This window comes from Sorangium sp. So ce128 (genome assembly GCF_051525245.1).
Classification (GTDB): domain Bacteria; phylum Myxococcota_A; class Polyangia; order Polyangiales; family Polyangiaceae; genus Sorangium; species Sorangium cellulosum_B.
The window spans coordinates 12915441-12932192 of sequence record NZ_CP150313.1; the positions used below are offsets into that span (position 1 = coordinate 12915441).

The window sequence follows — 16752 nt, forward strand, 5'->3', positions numbered from 1 at the left end:
AGGGAACACGAACGAGCAGGAGCAGCCGCGCCAGCTTACTGGCTGTGGTGATAGCGCATCCACGAGCCTATGGCTTCGTGATGCCGGCCATTCGAAGCCCTGCCGCGACCAGCGCGCCGATGTCCTCGAGCACGGGCTTCGACACGTTGATAGAAATCTCGGCCCGCGGCGCCGCGCCGCCCTGCTGCTGGGTCGTGACGAACATCAGCCCTTCCCCTTTGTGGGGGAGCTTTGCCAGCGCTTCGCCGAAGATTCGAGCTTCCTGAGGCAGCGCCACCGGCGCCGCGCCGGGCTGATCCAGCGTCGAGAGCACGCTCTGGAACGTGCGGGTGATCGGGGCGAGCGTCGAGAATCCACCCCAGGCGAACTTCCCGGTCTTCAGCTTCTCGAGCCCCGGACGTGACGCGAGCGTCGCTGCGGCGGGCGCGCCCGCTTTCACCGTGGCGAGCCGCCTCAGCAGGTCGCCCTTGTCGTGTCCGAAGGCGACCCACGTCGTCTTCTCCTCACCCATGACGAGGAGGTGGAGTGTCATCGTCAGCTTGGGCTTCTGCTTGCCCTTGGCGGCGGGGGTCGAGCCCGCGTCGCCGTCGAGCGGCGGTAGATCGCGGACGATCTGGATCTCGACGGCGAGCGACGACTTCCCGAGCTCCTTCGGCGCCTGAACCGTCTTGACCGTCGGCAGATCCTTCGGATCGATGTCGATCTCCGGGAGCCGCTTGCGCAGCCCGGGCGTGTTGTAGGCGGTGACGGCGTTCTTCACGTACTTGATGAGCGCGTCGGGCGCCTCCTCGAACCCGAACAGGTTCCAGCCGACGAAGCCCCCCATCATCTTGTCGAGCGCCTCGTTCGGCGTCGGCTTTCCGGCCTGGGCAGCGGCAGGAGGCGCGTCCGGGTACCCGTGGGCGGACACGCTCGGCCCCTTGTCGATCGGCAGCGCGAGGAGGTCGGCGAGCGCCTTGCGATCGGCGGGCTTGCCGATCTTCTCCTTCTCCAGCCACCCTTCGAGCATCTCGCGCAGCGTCTTCAGGATGCCGCCGTAGTGCGCCGGGTCGTAGCCGTGGTCGAAGAACGCGCCGGCGCTGTCCTTCGGCGCGCGCCAGTACAGCGCCGGCGCGGCCGCGGCGCGGTTCGCCCTGTCGGCCATCGTCTTGGCGAGCCACGACGACTGGCCCCGGAGCTCCAGGGCAGCGGTGAGGTTCACGCAGGACTGGTTGTCGACCTGGAGATCGACGACCGCCTTGCTCGCGTCGTTGATGAGCGCCTCGAGCTCCTGCTGAACGGAGGTCGCCGCGTCGGTGAGCGCCCGGTCGAACTGGGGCTGCCCGATCGAGAGCTGGCTCTGCGCGAGGATCGGGAGCCCGCCGACCTGCTGCTTCGCCATGCCGCCGAACTTCGTGCTGAGCGGGACGAAGCGGACCTCGCCGTGGAGATCGCGCGCCTCGGGCGCGAGCGTCGGCAGCGTGCGCGCGAGGTACGGCCCGAGCGTCGTCACGTCGCGGTCCCGATCGCCGCAGAGGAGCCGCGCGGGCGCCGAGCCGGCGGACGCGGCGAGGAAGCAGCTCGATGACGAGGGCTCCTTGCCGCCGATCTTCCACATGCCGGGCTTCACCTCGGTGAGGGCGGCGCCCGCCTCGAGAGCGCCCCTCGCCCGCTCGAGCGACGTGAGCCCGAACGACACGGCCGCCACGGGCTTGCCCCGCTTCGAGCTGTCATCGAGCGCGACGATCAGGTGCACCGGCGCGTCGAGCGCGAGCACCGTGGCGAGCTGGTCCGTGTCGATGGAAGGGCTCACGAGCTCGCCCAGCACAACCGAGGAGAACGCCTGCGCGCCCGTCTCCGCGAGCGCCGGAGGCAGCCCCGCGCACGTCGCGATGCTCGACAGCGTGGCGGCGGGGTTGCTCCAGCGGAGCACGCCGACGATGTCGGCCGGCTCGGCGACCGGGGATAGATCGAACGCTGGGCTGGCGGCGACCTGGGCAGGCCCGGCCTTGACCTCGCCTTGTCCTGCGGTCGGCGCGACAGGCGCGGGGGACGGCCCGCAGGCGAGGGAACCGGCCATCAGGACCAGGGGGGCGATCGGCAGGAGAGTTCGCATGAGCGCCGGTTATACGGCTCCCGGACATCCGAGTCGACGCCCAAGGGAGCGCGCCGCGCAGGCGACGGTTGCATGCGCCGCGTCCCGCGCGGCGGCCGCTCCAAATGCGAACGAGCGCGGACGAATCCGCGCTCGTTGCGCTTGGCCCTTGCCGAACGCGCGCGGAGGAATCCGCGCTCGTCGCACACCGTCGAGGAGCGGGCTCCTCGCGGCGATCAGTTCGACTCTTCGAACTCCGCGTCGATGACCGAATCCTTCCCCTTGCCGCCGGCGGGGGGCGGCGGCTGGCCTCCCGGAGCGCCGCCGGGCGCGGCGCCGCCGCCGTCCTGCGGCGGACCGGCCTTCTCGTACATGACGCTCGCGATGCGGTGCGCTTCCTTCTCGAGCTTCTCCAGCGCCGCGCTCACGGCCGCGTCGTCCTGCTTCTCGATGGCCGACCGCCCCTCGGCGATGATCCCGTTCAGCGCCGAGACGTCGCCCTCCGGCAGCTTGTCCTTGTTCTCGCTGATCGTCTTCTCCAGCGTGTAGCAGAGGTTATCGAGCTTGTTGCGCCGCTCGATCTCCTCGCGCCGGCGCTTGTCCTCGGCCTCGTGCGTCGCCGCCTCGTTGACCATCCGGTTGATCTCGTCCTCCTTCAGGCCGCCCGACGCGGTGATCGTGATGCGCTGATCCTTGCCGGTGGCCGTGTCCTTGGCGTGGACCGAGAGGATGCCGTTCGCGTCGATGTCGAACGTCACCTCGATCTTCGGCACGCCGCGGGGCGCCGGCATGATCCCCTCGAGGTGGAAGCGGCCCAGGGTCCGGTTGTAGCGGGCCTCGGTGCGCTCGCCCTGGAGCACGTGGACCTCGACGCTGGGCTGGCTGTCGGTCGCGGTCGAGAAGATCTCCTTCTTCTGGGTCGGGATCGTGGTGTTCCTCGAGATCATCACGGTCATCACGCCGCCGAGCGTCTCGACGCCGAGCGAGAGCGGCGTGACGTCGAGCAGCACGAGGTCCTTCACGTCGCCCGAGAGCACGCCCGCCTGGACCGCGGCGCCGACGGCCACGACCTCGTCCGGGTTCACGCCCTTGTGGGGCTCCTTGCCGAAGAACTTCTTGACCGTCTCCTGGACGAGCGGGATGCGGGTCGAGCCGCCGACGAGGACGATCTCGTCGATCTGCTGAGGCGACTTCTTCGCGTCGGCGAGCGCCTTGCGGGTCGGCTCGAGCGTGCGGTCGATGAGCGGCCGGATCATCTGCTCGAGCTTCGCCCGGGTGAGCTGCTTCTGGAGGTGCTTCGGCCCCGAGGCGTCCGCGGTCAAGAACGGCAGGTTGATCGTCGTCTCCTGCACGTTCGACAGCTCGATCTTCGCCTGCTCCGCGGCGTCCTTGAGCCGCTGCACGACCATCTTGTCGTTCGAGACGTCGATGCCGGTGTCCTTCTTGAACTCGGCCGCGAGCCAGTCCATCACGAGGTGGTCGACGTCGTCGCCGCCGAGGTGGGTGTCGCCGTTGGTCGAGATGACCTGCACGACGTTGTCGCCGACCTCGAGGATCGAGATGTCGAACGTGCCGCCGCCGAAGTCGTAGACGGCGATGACCTGCTCGTTCTTCTTGTCGAGCCCGTACGCGAGCGCGGCGGCCGTGGGCTCGTTGACGATGCGCTTCACGTCGAGCCCGGCGATGCGGCCCGCGTCCTTGGTCGCCTGGCGCTGCGAGTCGTTGAAGTACGCCGGCACGGTGATGACGGCCTCGGTGACCTTCTCGCCGAGGTAGTCCTCCGCGGCCTTCTTCAGCTTCTGGAGGACCTTCGCGGAGACCTCGGGGGGCGACATCTGCTTGCCGCGCACCGCGATCGAGGCGTCGTTGTTCTTGCCCTTGCTGACCGTGTACGGGACGCGCTTCGCCTCTTCCTGCACCTCCTCGTAGCGGCGACCCATGAAGCGCTTGGCCGAGTAGATGGTGTTGGTGGGGTTCGTGACCGCTTGGCGCTTGGCGATCTGCCCGACGAGCACCTCGCCCTTGTCGTCCCAGGCCACGACGGACGGCGTGAGGCGCGAGCCCTCCTCATTCACGATGACCTTGGGCTCTTTGCCCTCCATCACCGCGACGACGCTGTTGGTCGTGCCGAGATCGATGCCGATGATCTTGCCCATGACGTTGAACCCTCCGAGAACTGTTTGCGCGACGGCCTGATGACCACGGGGGGCGAGAAGACCCGACCGGCCAGCAGGGCTCAGCTGACAGCTGCCGCGAGCCGCCGCTCCAGAGCCGTCAAAACCGCTGGGAATCCGGATACTTTCGCCGAGTTTTCGCGAGCTCGCTGGCTCGCGACCGCGAAACTAACCATGTGCGCCCGAGCGTCAACGCCGCCCCTAGCAATTGCCGTGCGCGCGGGCTGGGGCTGCCCGCACCTTGACCGGAGCCCGGTCGCGCCGCACCTAAGGTGTCCGCGCTTCGCACCGCCAGCGTCTCGAGCCGGGGGCCTAGCTCCTGGGGGAAGCGCGGCGGGCTCGGCCGGCAACGTCAGGGCCGCCTCGCTGCGCGGCTTCGCGCAAACCCGGCGCGAACTCGCGCAAACTCGTGCAAACGATGTCGAGCGGGCCGGACGAGAACCGGACGAGACGAGAGATAGAAGAGCGGGCGCGTCTGAGGGGCTTCTTGCGGTCCAAGACGCGCTGAGCTATAGGCGCCCTCCCTCGCAACACCCGAAGGACTCACCATGAAGCCCGGCATCCACCCCGAGTACAAGGCCTCCACGATCACCTGCGCGTGCGGCGCCGTCGTCGAGACCCGCTCCACCCGCGGCAGCTTCACCACCGACGTCTGCTCCGCCTGCCACCCGTTCTACACGGGCAAGCACAAGATCATGGACGTCGCCGGCCGCGTCGACCGCTTCCGCAAGAAGTACGCGACCGCAGGCAAGTAGCCGGGCCGATCGTCCCTCTACGCCCGATATCCCTTCTTTCACCGGATTCGCCCGTCACGCCGCGCCCGCCCGGGGCGTGGCGGATGGGTTCGTTCGCCTAGCGCCCGCTAGCCCTGCGCGGAGCGTGAGCGGCCGAGACGTCGCGCGCGGCGGACCGCGCGGCGGACGCGGACGCGAACATGACAACGTCGGCACATTCACCTGTGCGGCGCTGGTCGGTCGGGCCGATGCGCTGGCCGTGTTATGCGCTAGATTGGAACGCGTATGAGCGATCAGCCTGCACGTCCGTATATCGGTGGCCAAGCGGTCATCGAAGGGGTCATGATGCGGTCGCCGAGCTCGGTCGCGATCGTCTGCCGGCGCCGCTCGGGAGAGCTCGTCGTGCGCGAGCAGCCGATGACCGCCGTCTCGAAGGGGCCGCGCACCTGGCCGTTCGTGCGGGGGGTCGCGACCCTCGTCGAGTCGCTCCGCCTGGGATCCCAGGCGCTCCGCTGGTCCGCGGACCTCTACGAGCAAGATCTCTCAGCCGAGGAGGCGGGCTCGGCCAAGGGGCCGGAGTCGAAGCGCCCGAGCGCAGGGCAGGCGGGCGGGGTGAACCTCACCTCCCTGGCGCTCAGCATGGCGGCGATCGCGGCGCAGGACGTGGAGCCCGCGCAGGTCACGGGCAGCCCCGCGCCGGGCGGCGGCGCAGAGGGGAAGAAGCGGGGCGGAGGGATGGGCATGATCCCGATCCTCTTCGCGGTCCTGCTCTTCGTGGCGGCGCCCCAGGCCGGCGCCGAGCTGGTCAACAAGCTCCTGGGCCTCGGTCTCGAGGTCACGTCGCCGGCGTTCCAGGCGATCACCGGCGTGGCGAAGCTCGCCATCGTCGTCGGCTACCTCCTGCTGATCCGCCAGATCCCCGAGGTTCGACGCGTTTTCCAGTACCACGGCGCCGAGCACAAGGCGATTTCCACCTACGAGGCGCACGAGGTCCTCGAGGTCGAGAACGCGCGCCGGAAGACGGCCATGCACCCCCGCTGCGGGACGACGTTCCTGGTCATGGTGGCGCTCGTGTCGATCGTGGTGTTCTCGGTGGCCGGGGCGTCCCTGGGCGCGCTCCTGCCCAAGCTGCCTGGTGGCCGGCTCGTCGAGAGCGTCACGTTCTTCCTGATGAAGCTGCCGTTCCTCCCGCTGATCGCCGCGGTCACCTTCGAGATCCAGCGGATCTTCGCGCGTTATTGCACCACCGGCCCGCTCCGCGCGCTGCTCTGGCCGGGGTTCCTGGTCCAGAAGATCACGACGGCGGAGCCCGAGGATGCGCAGCTGGAGATCGCCCTCGCGTCGCTCCGTGCGACGCTCTGGCGCGAGGCCTCGGTGGCCGCTCCAGTCCAGCCCGATCGGGTGTTCGCCGACTACTCCAAGCTGCTGGCCGACCCCGGCTACGCAGGCGCCCACGGCTAGCGCGCCGGCTCCGCCGGGCCCCTCGCCGCCGTCCAACCCCGCGTCGTCTTCGGATTGCAGATGCTACCTATCGCGAAACTCGAGGCGGTTCAGCGCCGCTTTCAGGAACTCGAGCACCTCATGTGCAGCCCGGCGGTGCTCTCCGCGCCGGCCGAGCTCCAGCGGCTCAACCGCGAGCGGACCGAGATCGAGCCCGTCGTCGCCGCCTTCGCCCGGCTGCGGGACGTCGAGCGGCGCATCGCCGAGGATCGCGAGGCGCTGAGCGATCCCGACCTGTCCGAGCTCGCGCAGGCGGAGCTTCCCGAGCTCGAGATCGAGCGCGAGCGGCTCGCCGCCGAGCTCGAGGTGCTCCTCCTCCCGAAGGACCCCAACGACACGCGGAACACCGTGATCGAGATCCGCAGCGGCGAGGGTGGCGAGGAGGCGGCGCTCTTCGCCGCCGATCTCTTCCGCATGCTCTGCCGCTACGCGGAGACGAAGCGGTGGAAAGTCGAGGTGCTCAACCTGAGCGAGGCCTCCGCCGGCGGCTACAAGGAGGTCGCGGCGCTGATCACGGGGCAGGACGTCTACTCCCACCTCCGGTACGAGGGCGGCGTCCACCGCGTTCAGCGGGTCCCCTCGACGGAGACGCAGGGGCGGATCCACACCTCGACCGCGACGGTGGCCGTGCTGCCCGAGGCCGACGAGGTCGACGTGCACATCGACGACAAGGACCTGGAGATCTCGATCGCCGCGTCGGGCGGCCCCGGCGGCCAGGGCGTCAATACGACGAACAGCGCCGTGCAGATCAAGCACCTGCCGACGGGCATGATCGTGAAGTGCCAGGACGAGCGCTCCCAGCTGAAGAACAAGGCGAAGGCGATGAAGGTGCTCCGGAGCCGGCTGCTCGAGCTCGAGCAGCGCCGGCAGGAAGAGGCCCAGAGCGCCGAGCGAAGGACCATGGTCGGCACGGGGGAGCGGGCGCAGAAGGTGCGGACCTACAACTTCCCGCAGAACCGAGTGACGGATCATCGGATCGGCCTCACGCTGCACAAGCTCGACAAGATCATCGAAGGGGACCTCGACGAGCTCATCGGCGCGCTGCGCACGCACCGCCAGGCAGAGCTCCTGCGGCGCGGCGGCCTCTCGGGGCCCGCGCTGGAGCCCGCCACGTGATGGGGGCGCCGTCCATCGATAGAGGGGCGCCGCCCGTCGATCTGGAGGCGCTGCTCGTCGCGCTCGTGCTGGCGCCGTCGACCTTCTCGCGAAACCGCTTCTTCTCGCTGTACGCCGATCCGGAGGCGCGCCGGGTGCGGCGGCGGGCGGCGCTGCTCAGGAGCATCGTGCGGCAGCTGGTCGCGGGCGCGGACCGCGCCGGGCTCGCGCCCGCCGCGAGCGGCGGCGCGCTGCTCACCTACGACGTGCCGTCGCTCGGGTTGAAGCGCACCGCCGCGCTCGACGCCCTGGAGCTCGCGGTGCTCCGCATCGCGGTCGCGCGCGGGGCGGTCCCGCGGGCCGAGCAGCCGGGCGGCGGGGGCGCCGCGCCGAGCTCGGCGACAGGCGCCGCCTTGCCGCATGAGCTCCTCCCCGAGCCGGCGGACACGTCGCGGATCGAGCGCGCGCTCGCACGGCTGCTGCCCGAGGGGAAGGCCGGCGCAGCGCTGGAGTCTCCTGGCGAGGGGGAGCCGGGAGAGCCGGACCCCGGGACCAGGGCGCTGCCGCGTGACCGGGCGCGGCGTGACTCGCAAGCACCCTGGGAGTAGGAGGCGGCCATGTGCATCTTCTGCAAGATCGCGAACAAGGAGATCCCGTCGAAGGTCGTGTTCGAGGACGAGCACGTCATCGCCTTCCACGACGTGAACCCGCAGGCGCCCACGCACGCGCTCGTCATCCCGAAGCGCCACATCGCGGGCATCGCCCAGGCCACGGCCGAGGACGAGGCCGTCCTCGGCCGGCTGCTCCTCGCCGCGCGGCGGGTCGCAGAGCTCACCGGCATCGCGGAGGGCGGCTTCAGGACCGTGGTGAACAGCGGCGCGAACGCCGGCCAGACGGTCTTCCACATCCACGTCCACGTGATGGGTGGAAGGCCGATGGCCTGGCCTCCCGGCTGAACGCCGTCCGCGCCGTCCGCGCTCCGAGTGAGCGTCGCGCCGACCGCGCTCAGCGGACGCCGCGGGCGGCGCTCACCGCCGCGTCGAGCCACGCCGCCTCGTCGTCACGGAGCGACGGCTGCCTCGGCAGCGCGGTCGGCAGGGCGCGGGACCGCGACGCGCCGTGGGCGCGGAGGTGCGCGGACGTGATGGCGCCGACGCGCCCACCCACGCCGAGGAACAGCGCGAAGAGATCGGGGCCCACCGCGCGCCGCGGGGCGGGCCGCACCGCGAGCTCGGCGCCGGACGCGAGCCGCGCGGTGAACCCGGCGACGAGGTGATCGACCGGATCGCTCCACGGATCCGGGGCGCCGGGGGCGCCCGCCGCGATCCACGCGTCGAGCGTCAGCTCGGGCGAGGTCGCGCTGAAGTCGATCGCCAGCGTGAGGCCGCGCTGCTCGAGGGTGCGCTCGATGTCGCCGAGGCGATCGGTACCGGCGGCGTGCACGAGCATGGAGTCGCCGTCGAGCACAGGCGCCGCGGGCGGCGGCGGCAGCGGGCGGCGCGCGGCGGGGGACGCCTCGCGCGGGAGCAGGTTGCCAGGGTTCATGACGCCGGCGGGGTCGAAGACGCCGCGGAGCGCATGGATGACGTCGACGCCGAGGCCGAGCTCGGCGCCGAGCCGCGGCGCCTTGCTCCGGCCGACCCCGTGGTGATGCGAGAGCGTCCCGCCGGCGTTGATCGCGGCGTCGAGGGCCGCCCGCCAGGCCGCGTCGTACTTCGCCTCGGCCGCCGCGACGCTCGGCGCGCTGCCAGCGAAGGTGAAGTAGATGCTGCAGCCGTCCGGGTACGCGTGGGACAGGTGAGCCATCACGAACACGTGGCGCCCGAGCGCGCCGCGCACCGCGCGGTAGAGCCCGTCGAGGCGCGACCAGGGCGCGGCGACCTCCATGGTGTCGCTGAACGCGCCCGCCATGAACACGGGCGCCTGGCGGTAGCTCACGCTGTAGCGGTGCGCGAGCCAGTGGCGCGCGGGCTCCTCGCCGAGCGGCCTGGCCCCGCCGCGCTCCGCGATCGCCGCGGCGCGGGCGAGGTCGTCCGCGCTCGCGCGCGCCGTGCCCTCGAAGATGAGGATGAGCGTCGCGCCGCGGAGCACGCGCGACCCGACGCCGTCGACGATCTGGTTGAGGAGCCCCGGCGCGCGCAGCAGGCCGCGCAGCACCGCGGCGCCGGCCCCAGGGCCGCGCGCGCCGTGCCCCCGAGCGGCCGCCCCCTCGGAGGATTCATCGACTGCGCCGGCGTGGGCGCGCTGCCGGCGCACGGCGCCCAGCCGGGCCATGAAGGAGTCGAACGGGTCGTAGAGCCGCGAGACCGCCGGGCGGAGGCCGGCCTGGAACATCGCCCGCATCGCGTCCCATCCGGCCTCGACGCCGGGGAACGAGAACGCGGCGAACGCGCGCGCCGGCGGCGCCGGGTGCAGCCGGAGCGTCGCGGCGGTGACCACGCCGAGCACGCCCTCGCTGCCGATGAGGAGCGGCGTGAGATCCGGGCCTCGCGCGCGCCGATCGAAGCGGACGATCTCGCCGCGGCCGACGACGCACTCGAGCGACGCGACCATGTCCTCGATCTTGCCGTAGAGCCCGGAGCACTGGCCGGCGCTGCGCGCCGCGACCCAGCCCCCCACGGTCGAGCAGAGGATGGACGACGGGAAATGGCCGAGCGTGAAGCCCTCGGCGTTGAGCTCCTCCTCGAAGCGGATGCCGAGCGCGCCGGCCTCGACCTCGACCGACGGGGCCTGACGATCGAGCGAGCGGCGGCGGGAGAGCCGCTTGAGGTCGAGCACGACCGTGCGCTCGTCCGGCAAGACGCCGCCGCACACGCCCGAGCCCGCCCCGAAAGGCACCAAGGGGAGCCCCTCGTCCGCGCAGAAGCGCACCACCTGGGCGACCTCCTCCGCGGAGGACGGCCAGACGATCATCCCGGGCCGGTGCTCGGCGATGCGGCCCTCCGTCACCGCGAGGTGATGCCGCGGCCAGAGATCGCGGGCGTAGGCGATCTGATCGACGGGGGAGGCGCTGCGCGGGATCCCCGGCAGCGCGCGCGCGATCGCGGCCTCGAAGCTCATTCGCGGGGAGCCCTAGCGCCTCAGCTCCGCTCGGCAAGGACGATGAGCCGTGGCGACTCGGAGCCGAAGAAGACGCCGGGGTGCGCAGGGTGTCCGGTCACCTCGGTGACCTTGAAGCCCGCTTCGTGGAGCACCTTGCCGAGCTCGTGCAGCCCGTAGAGGCGGAGCGAGTAGTCGAGCTCGCGCGAGCGGCCGTCCTCGAACATGACGGTGCGCTTCACCTTGAGCCTGCTCGTGAAGAAATCCACATGCATTTCATCCATGCAGACGCAGCCGTCCCCCTCGAACCAGACAAGGCTCGGCTGGCGGGACGCCACATAGTCGCGGTTGACGATGTCGAGCAGGAGCATTCCGCCGGGGCGGAGGGCGCGGCGGATGCGGGCGAGGACATCCGCGTTCTTCTCGTCGTCGAAGTAGCCGAAGCTCGTCGACCAGCAGTAGACGCCGTCGAAGGTCTCCTCGAACGTCATCTCGCGCATGTCGCCCTGGAGGAAGTTCAGCTTCTGGCCGCGGTCCTGCGCTTCGTCGGCGGCGCGGGCGAGCATGGCGAGCGACAGGTCGTAGCCGACAACGCTGTAGCCGCGGCTGGCGATCTCGATCGCGTGGCCGCCTGCGCCGCACGCGAGATCGAGGATCACCGCGCCCTTCTCGACGCCGAGCCGCTCCTCGATGAAATCGACCTCGCGGCGAACCACCTTGCTGTCGATCTTGTCGAGCGTGCGCAGGAAGTCGTCGCCGAAGAGCTCCTCCCACCACGGGCGTTTCCGGCGCGCGGCGGGCTCGGTCGAGGGGCCGGAATCGTGCTCGACCTGCTTCGCCGCGGGCGCCGCGGCGGGCGCCGCGGGCCGCGCGGACGCGGACGGCTCGCCGTGCGACGAAGGCGCCGAAACGGGCGGCGCCGACGCGGGCGGCGGCGGCACCGAGCTCGTGAACGTCGCGAGATCCGGCGATGCCAGCGCCTGCGCGCGCGGGCGCCGCGGCGGCAAGGGAGGCGGCGGTGGCTTCTTGGGGTGCGTGGCGTGCGGATCGGCCTGCGCGGCCGAGCCCGGGTCGGCGAGCTCGGCGTCGCGCTCGGGCTCGACCTCCTCGAGCTCGACCTCGGTGCTCCTCGGCGGCACGGTGATGCGCGTCGCGTCGCCCTGCGCCTGCTGGCCTTCGCCGCCCGCGGGAGAAGCGCCCGACAGCTCGGCCTTCGCCTCGGCGACGGGCTCGGACTCGGGCTCGAGCTCCGCGACCTCGTCCGCGCCCGCCCCCAGCGGCCAGTCCAAGGGGTGCGCGTCGATCTCCGGCGCAGAGGCCTGCCTCCTGGGCCGCCTTCGAGGCTGCGGCTGGAGGGCGTCGAAGGCGGCGTCGCGCGCCGTCGGCGGGCCCTCGGAGAGGCCTTCCGGGAACGACTCGAGGCCCATCCCGGTCGGGACATCGTCCGGCCGGATCCTGAACTGGAGCGGCGGCCACTCGTGCTCCGCCGGATCGGTCAAGAGCGGCGGTCTGGCGGGCTCGATGGCCAAGGTGACCGGCGGCACCGGCGGCAGGTCCGACTCGATGTTGACAATCTGCAGCGGCCGGATCACCGCGACCGAATCGGGATCGATGATGAGCCCGCTCGGCGCCGGCGTCGGCGGCATGCTCGAGGATTTCGGTGACGGGCGCGGGACCGCACGGGGCGCGACCAGCTCGGCCAGGTTCGCCGCCGCCGCCGTCGCCGCCGCCGGCTTGCTGGGGGGCCTGGATCCATCCAGCGCGGGCTCGCTGGGATGCCTGGGGGCATCGAGCGTCGGGTAGCTGGGCCGCCTCTCGGAGGCGCTAGGCCACCCGTCGTCGTCCGCCTCGTCGCGCGAGCGCTGCGCCGCGGCATCCTCGGGCACGGTGGCGCGGTCGTGCGTGGCGACCTGATCGTCGCCCTGCTGCGCTGCGTCTCCAGACACGTTCACGAGCCGCCGCGAGCGCCGTCGCCCGGTCTTCGCGCCCTCGCCGCGCTCCACCTCCGCCGCCCGCTCCACCTCCGTCGCGAGCGACTGCCAGGACCGCCTGGAGCTGGGGTTCGTCGGCAGGGGAGCGCCGTGCCGCGAGCGCTCCGTGGGCGGTCCGGCGATCCGTGGGTCGAGATCGAGGTCCGGGATCTCCGCGATCTGCCCGCCGGAGCTCCCGTCCGCGATGCCCGCGATGACATCGAGGCGCGGCAGCGGCGTCGTCGTCGCGAGCTGCGGGCGCGCGCTGGGCGAGCGCTCGGGCCGTGGAGCGGACGCTCGCGCGAGGAGCGAGCCCTGCTCTCCCTGCGGCGCCGGTGCGGCCGCGTTCCCTGCCTCGCCCGGCAGCGGCGCGCCGGGCTCTCCGGAGGCGCCGCCTTCCTGGGCGGGCGTAGCCAGGGGGTTGCGCGGCCGCTCGCTCGTCATCGCTGGCCCCCTCCGTCCAGCGGCTCGCCGTAGAGGATCGGCCCAGGAGCCCTGCTCCAGGGGGGCGCCACCCCGCGCTCCACGAACATGACCGCGGTGGATCCGAGGTGGAACTTGCCGATCTCCTCGCCGCACGCGACCGGAAGTGCCGGCGAGATCGTGTGCAGGCCGAGCGGCACGTCGCGCGCGTCGACGGCGCTCACCGTGATCCGTCCGACGATCATCGCGCCCACCATCACCACCGTAACGCGCCCCTGGCGCTCCGTGTCGATCACGATCGCGACGCGCCGGTTGCGCGCGAAGAGGCCCGGGACGTGGCGTTCGCCGATCGCGTTCACCGGGAACAGCTCCCCCGGCATCGAGCGGATGAGGCTCACCCGCCCGGCGACGGGCGAATGGACCCGGTGGTAGTCGCGGGGCGACAGGTAGACGATCGCGAACTGCCCGCCGTCATAGCGCGTGGCTTCTGCGGGGTCGCCCACGAGGTCTTCCACGCGGTAGGGCTGCCCTTTGATGGTCAGCCGCCCGCCCTCGGTCACGGGGCCGATCGCTTCGACCCGTCCGTCGGCAGGGCTGGTGATGGCTCCGGGATCGGAGCAGACAGGGCGCATCCCCTCGCGGAGCTTGCGCGTGAAGAACGCGTCGAAGCTCTCGTAAGGGCTCGTCAGCACCTCGGCGGCGTCCATGTCGACGCGGTACGCGCGCGCGTAGAGCTTCACCACCGTGCTCAAGACGGCGGCGGGTGCTCTGGCGTCGCAGAGGCGGCCAACGGCCCGGGTAATGCGCTCTCGCGGAAGCACCCGCAACAGCTGTGCGGCGGCGTAGGTGGCAACGGTCATTGTGCGGAGCAGCGGTAACGATGCGGGAAAGAGAGCGGTGCAGGAATGCTAGGCCTCAGGAAGGACCTTGGTCAACGCTCGGGTCAGACGAACCTTCCAGCGTCGGCGCGGTCCCCAACCAGCGAGGGAGCTCAGCCTTGACGCGACGCACAGCGCGATCCGAGGCGCGACGCCAGGCCCGTCCCCCGCGCCCCACGTTTCTCCACGTCGCTGCGAGCGCGTCAATCGCGAAGCGCCGCTCCGCGCAAATGGGGGCGCGAGGGCCCGCGGGCCGTCGGCTCGACGCGCTCCATTCTGAAGCGGCGATCCGGACCTCGCGCTGCAACTTCGATCGACCTCCGCGGGCGCAGCAGAAAAGCGGAGCGATTTCAAGGGCCTGCCTCCTGGCACGCCGCTCGCTGAAGAGGGCCGAGGAGGCTCGCAACAACGATGGAGATCAAGTTCTGGGGAGTTCGCGGGAGCATCGCTTCGCCTGGGCCGGAGACGGCTGCGGTGGGCGGAAACACAAGCTGCGTGGAGGTTCGCTGCGGATCGTCGCGGATCATCCTCGATGCAGGGACGGGCGTACGCAAGCTCGGAGATGCCCTGCTCCGGGAGGGACCGGTCGAGGCAACGGTGCTGCTGTCGCACCTGCACTGGGACCACATCCAGGGCCTGCCGTTCTTCGTGCCGGCGTACCTGCCGAGCTCGCGGCTGTCGTTCGTGGGCAGCGCGCACGGGGTCGGGAGCCTCCGCGAGGTGCTCTCGACGCAGATGGCCGCGCCGAGCTTCCCCGTCCGCATGGACGAGCTCTGCGCGCAGATCGCCGTGCGGGAGGCGCGGCCGGGCGAGGCGTTCGATGTGGGCGAGGTGCACGTGCGGATCGCCAAGCTCAACCACCCGGGCGGCGTCCTCGCCTACCGCGTCGAGCACGAGGGCCGCAGCGTCGTCTACGCGACCGACACCGAGCACTACGCCTGCGTCGATCCGGCGCTGCGCGCGCTCGCGGACGGCGCCGACGTGCTCATCTATGACGCGCAGTACACCCCGGAGGAGTACCGCGGCGACGGCGGGCGCTCGAAGGTCGGCTGGGGGCACTCGACGTACGTCGCGGGCGCGGAGATCGCGCGGGCGTGCGGCGCGCGGAAGCTCGTCCTGTTCCATCACGACCCGCAGCGGACGGACGCCGGCGTCGCGGAGATCGAGCGCCTCTCCCGCGAGCTCTTCCCTGGCTCGGTCGCCGCGCGCGAGGGGCTCTGCATCCACGTCGAGGCCCTCGCGCGGGCCGCGTGATGACGCGGATGACGACAAGCGCGGCGCCCTCTATGCTGGACGCTGCTCCGCTATCCATGTCGCGCCTCTCGCTGCTCGTCGATCTCGCCTCCCTCCTCGCCCGGGAGGTCGACTTCGACGCCCTCCTCGGCACGGCGTGCGAGCGGCTCGCGAAGGCGCTCCGCGCCGACCGCGCGACGATCTGGCTCGTCGACGCCGAGCGCGGCGATCTCGTGACGCGCGTCGCCCTGCTGCCCGAGCTCCCCTCGCTCAGGCAGCCGCTCGAGCGCGGCATCGCCGGGCACGTGGCCACGACCGGACAGGTCGTGCGTGTCGATGACGCCTCGCGCGACCCGCGCTTCGATCCGTCGGCGGACCGGGCGACGGGCTACACGACGCGCTCGATGCTCGTCGCGCCCATCCGCGAGGACGGCGCCGCGCCGGTCCGCGGCGTCGTCCAGCTGCTGAACCGCGCTGGCGCGCCCTTCGACGAGGAGGACCAGCGCTACCTCGTCGCCCTCGCGACGCAGCTCGCCCGCGCCCTCTCGCTGACGACGCTCCGCGCTGCCGAGGGCGGCGGCCCGGGGGTCGTGCTGCAGGGGCCGTTCAACCGGATCGTCGGCCGGAGCGAGCGGCTGACCGCCGTGTACGAGAAGGTCCAGCTGGCGGCCCAGACCGACGCGACCGTGCTGCTCCGCGGGGAGACAGGCACCGGCAAGAGCCTGTTCGCCCGGGCGATCCACGTCAACTCGCGGCGCCAGACGAGGCCCTTCGTCACCGTCGACTGCACGACGCTGCCGGCGCAGCTCGTCGAGAGCGAGCTCTTCGGCCACGAGCGGGGGGCGTTCACCGGCGCGGACCGGCGCGTACCGGGCAAGGTCGAGCTCGCCGAGGGAGGCACGCTGTTCCTCGACGAGCTCGGGGACCTGCCGCTCGACATCCAGGGCAAGCTCCTTCGCTTCCTGCAGGACCGCTCCTTCGAGCGCGTCGGCGGTCGCCAGTCGCTCCGCGCCGACGTCCGCGTCGTGTGCGCCACGCACTGCGACCTCGAGCGCGCGGTCGCCGAGGGGCGCTTCCGGAAGGACCTCTACTACCGCGCGCGCGTCGTCGAGATCGATCTGCCGGCCCTGCGCGAGCGCGGCCCCGACGACGTCGAGACGCTGGCGCGGCACTTCGCGGACGTCTACGCGACGAGGTACGGCAGGCCGTCGCCGCGCTTCGATCCGGACGCGCTCCGCCACCTCCGCGCTCATACGTGGCCAGGCAACGTGCGCGAGCTCGAGCACTGGGTCGAGAGCGCCATCGCCCTCGCGCCGGACGGCCGCATCTCCGCGGGGCACCTCCCGACGCGCCGGGGCGAAGGCGCCCCGCCGCACGCCGCCGCGGCGCCCGAGGGCGACGCGCGGGTGGCGCTGCCGCTGGGGCTCACCCTCGACGAGGTGACGCGGCGCTACGTCGAGGCGATGGTCCGGGCGTGCGAGGGGAACAAGACGGAAGCGGCGAAGCGGCTGGGCGTCGGCAGGAACACCCTGGCGCGCGCGCTCCGCGCGAAGCACTGAGGCCGCGCTGTGCGCGCGACCTCCTCCGGCCCGACGCCCGCGCCGCGCGAGGCCGGCGGAGACGCGGGCCGCG

General features: G+C 71.9%; 12 protein-coding genes. 7 read left to right on the forward strand and 5 right to left on the reverse strand.

The window, feature by feature from the left end:
• Window positions 1-67: 67 nt before the first annotated feature.
• Window positions 68-2095, reverse strand: coding sequence for a hypothetical protein (locus WME82_RS49030; protein ID WP_438040947.1), 2028 nt, complete (start codon window positions 2093-2095; stop codon window positions 68-70).
• A 215-nt stretch (window positions 2096-2310) separates the two neighbouring features.
• Window positions 2311-4230, reverse strand: a complete 1920-nt coding sequence (dnaK, locus tag WME82_RS49035) for a molecular chaperone DnaK (RefSeq protein ID WP_437743277.1) — start codon at window positions 4228-4230, stop codon at window positions 2311-2313.
• Between the two features lie 566 nt (window positions 4231-4796).
• On the opposite strand from dnaK, the gene rpmE reads away from it, so the two are divergent.
• The 5 genes from rpmE to WME82_RS49060 all read left to right on the forward strand — a co-directional run bounded on the left by rpmE (window position 4797) and on the right by WME82_RS49060 (window position 8533).
• On the forward strand, window positions 4797-5003 hold the full coding sequence (gene rpmE, locus WME82_RS49040; protein WP_012241637.1) for a 50S ribosomal protein L31: 207 nt from the start codon (window positions 4797-4799) through the stop codon (window positions 5001-5003).
• Window positions 5004-5324: 321 nt separating this feature from the next.
• A complete protein-coding gene (locus tag WME82_RS49045; protein ID WP_437914144.1) occupies window positions 5325-6443 on the forward strand; it encodes a DUF1385 domain-containing protein in 1119 nt (372 codons plus the stop codon).
• A 60-nt stretch (window positions 6444-6503) separates the two neighbouring features.
• Window positions 6504-7598: a peptide chain release factor 1 gene (prfA, locus tag WME82_RS49050; protein ID WP_437743279.1), complete on the forward strand. Its 1095-nt coding sequence runs from the start codon at window positions 6504-6506 to the stop codon at window positions 7596-7598.
• Entirely contained in the window at window positions 7598-8185 is a 588-nt protein-coding gene (locus tag WME82_RS49055; RefSeq protein WP_438040948.1) for a hypothetical protein, read from the forward strand. The genes prfA and WME82_RS49055 overlap by 1 nt, the downstream gene beginning before the upstream one ends.
• A 9-nt stretch (window positions 8186-8194) precedes the next feature.
• Window positions 8195-8533 carry a histidine triad nucleotide-binding protein gene (locus WME82_RS49060; RefSeq protein ID WP_438040949.1) on the forward strand — a complete coding sequence of 113 codons (339 nt, stop codon included), beginning with the start codon at window positions 8195-8197 and terminating at the stop codon, window positions 8531-8533.
• Window positions 8534-8582: 49 nt separating this feature from the next.
• On the opposite strand, the gene WME82_RS49065 is transcribed toward WME82_RS49060, so the two are convergent.
• Genes WME82_RS49065 through asd form a run of 3 tightly spaced genes read right to left on the reverse strand, consistent with a single transcriptional unit; the run spans window position 8583 to window position 13752 of the window.
• Complete coding sequence (locus WME82_RS49065; RefSeq protein WP_438040950.1) at window positions 8583-10637, reverse strand: FAD-binding protein; 2055 nt, start codon at window positions 10635-10637, stop codon at window positions 8583-8585.
• A 20-nt stretch (window positions 10638-10657) separates the two neighbouring features.
• Window positions 10658-13030 (reverse strand): methyltransferase domain-containing protein, encoded by a 2373-nt coding sequence (locus WME82_RS49070; RefSeq protein ID WP_438040951.1) that lies wholly within the window; start codon window positions 13028-13030, stop codon window positions 10658-10660.
• On the reverse strand, window positions 13027-13752 hold the full coding sequence (asd, locus tag WME82_RS49075) for an archaetidylserine decarboxylase (protein WP_437873965.1): 726 nt from the start codon (window positions 13750-13752) through the stop codon (window positions 13027-13029). The genes WME82_RS49070 and asd overlap by 4 nt, the downstream gene beginning before the upstream one ends.
• A 546-nt stretch (window positions 13753-14298) precedes the next feature.
• Here asd and WME82_RS49080 point away from each other — a divergent pair.
• Entirely contained in the window at window positions 14299-15141 is an 843-nt protein-coding gene (locus WME82_RS49080) for an MBL fold metallo-hydrolase (RefSeq protein ID WP_437743285.1), read from the forward strand.
• A 56-nt stretch (window positions 15142-15197) separates the two neighbouring features.
• The gene (locus WME82_RS49085; protein WP_437743286.1) at window positions 15198-16679 is read left to right on the forward strand and encodes a sigma-54-dependent Fis family transcriptional regulator; all 1482 of its coding nucleotides are present in this window, start codon (window positions 15198-15200) and stop codon (window positions 16677-16679) included.
• The last annotated feature ends 73 nt before the right edge of the window (window positions 16680-16752 follow it).

Bases quoted from the DNA above. Each gene is read 5' to 3' on its own strand.
- WME82_RS49030 (WP_438040947.1), bottom strand. From the start codon at position 2,095: ATGCGAACTCTCCTGCCGATCGCCCCCCTGGTCCTGATGGCCGGTTCC.
- dnaK (WP_437743277.1), bottom strand. From the start codon at position 4,230: ATGGGCAAGATCATCGGCATCGATCTCGGCACGACCAACAGCGTCGTC.
- rpmE (WP_012241637.1), top strand. From the start codon at position 4,797: ATGAAGCCCGGCATCCACCCCGAGTACAAGGCCTCCACGATCACCTGC.
- WME82_RS49045 (WP_437914144.1), top strand. From the start codon at position 5,325: ATGATGCGGTCGCCGAGCTCGGTCGCGATCGTCTGCCGGCGCCGCTCG.
- prfA (WP_437743279.1), top strand. From the start codon at position 6,504: ATGCTACCTATCGCGAAACTCGAGGCGGTTCAGCGCCGCTTTCAGGAA.
- WME82_RS49055 (WP_438040948.1), top strand. From the start codon at position 7,598: ATGGGGGCGCCGTCCATCGATAGAGGGGCGCCGCCCGTCGATCTGGAG.
- WME82_RS49060 (WP_438040949.1), top strand. From the start codon at position 8,195: ATGTGCATCTTCTGCAAGATCGCGAACAAGGAGATCCCGTCGAAGGTC.
- WME82_RS49065 (WP_438040950.1), bottom strand. From the start codon at position 10,637: ATGAGCTTCGAGGCCGCGATCGCGCGCGCGCTGCCGGGGATCCCGCGC.
- WME82_RS49070 (WP_438040951.1), bottom strand. From the start codon at position 13,030: ATGACGAGCGAGCGGCCGCGCAACCCCCTGGCTACGCCCGCCCAGGAA.
- WME82_RS49080 (WP_437743285.1), top strand. From the start codon at position 14,299: ATGGAGATCAAGTTCTGGGGAGTTCGCGGGAGCATCGCTTCGCCTGGG.
- WME82_RS49085 (WP_437743286.1), top strand. From the start codon at position 15,198: ATGTCGCGCCTCTCGCTGCTCGTCGATCTCGCCTCCCTCCTCGCCCGG.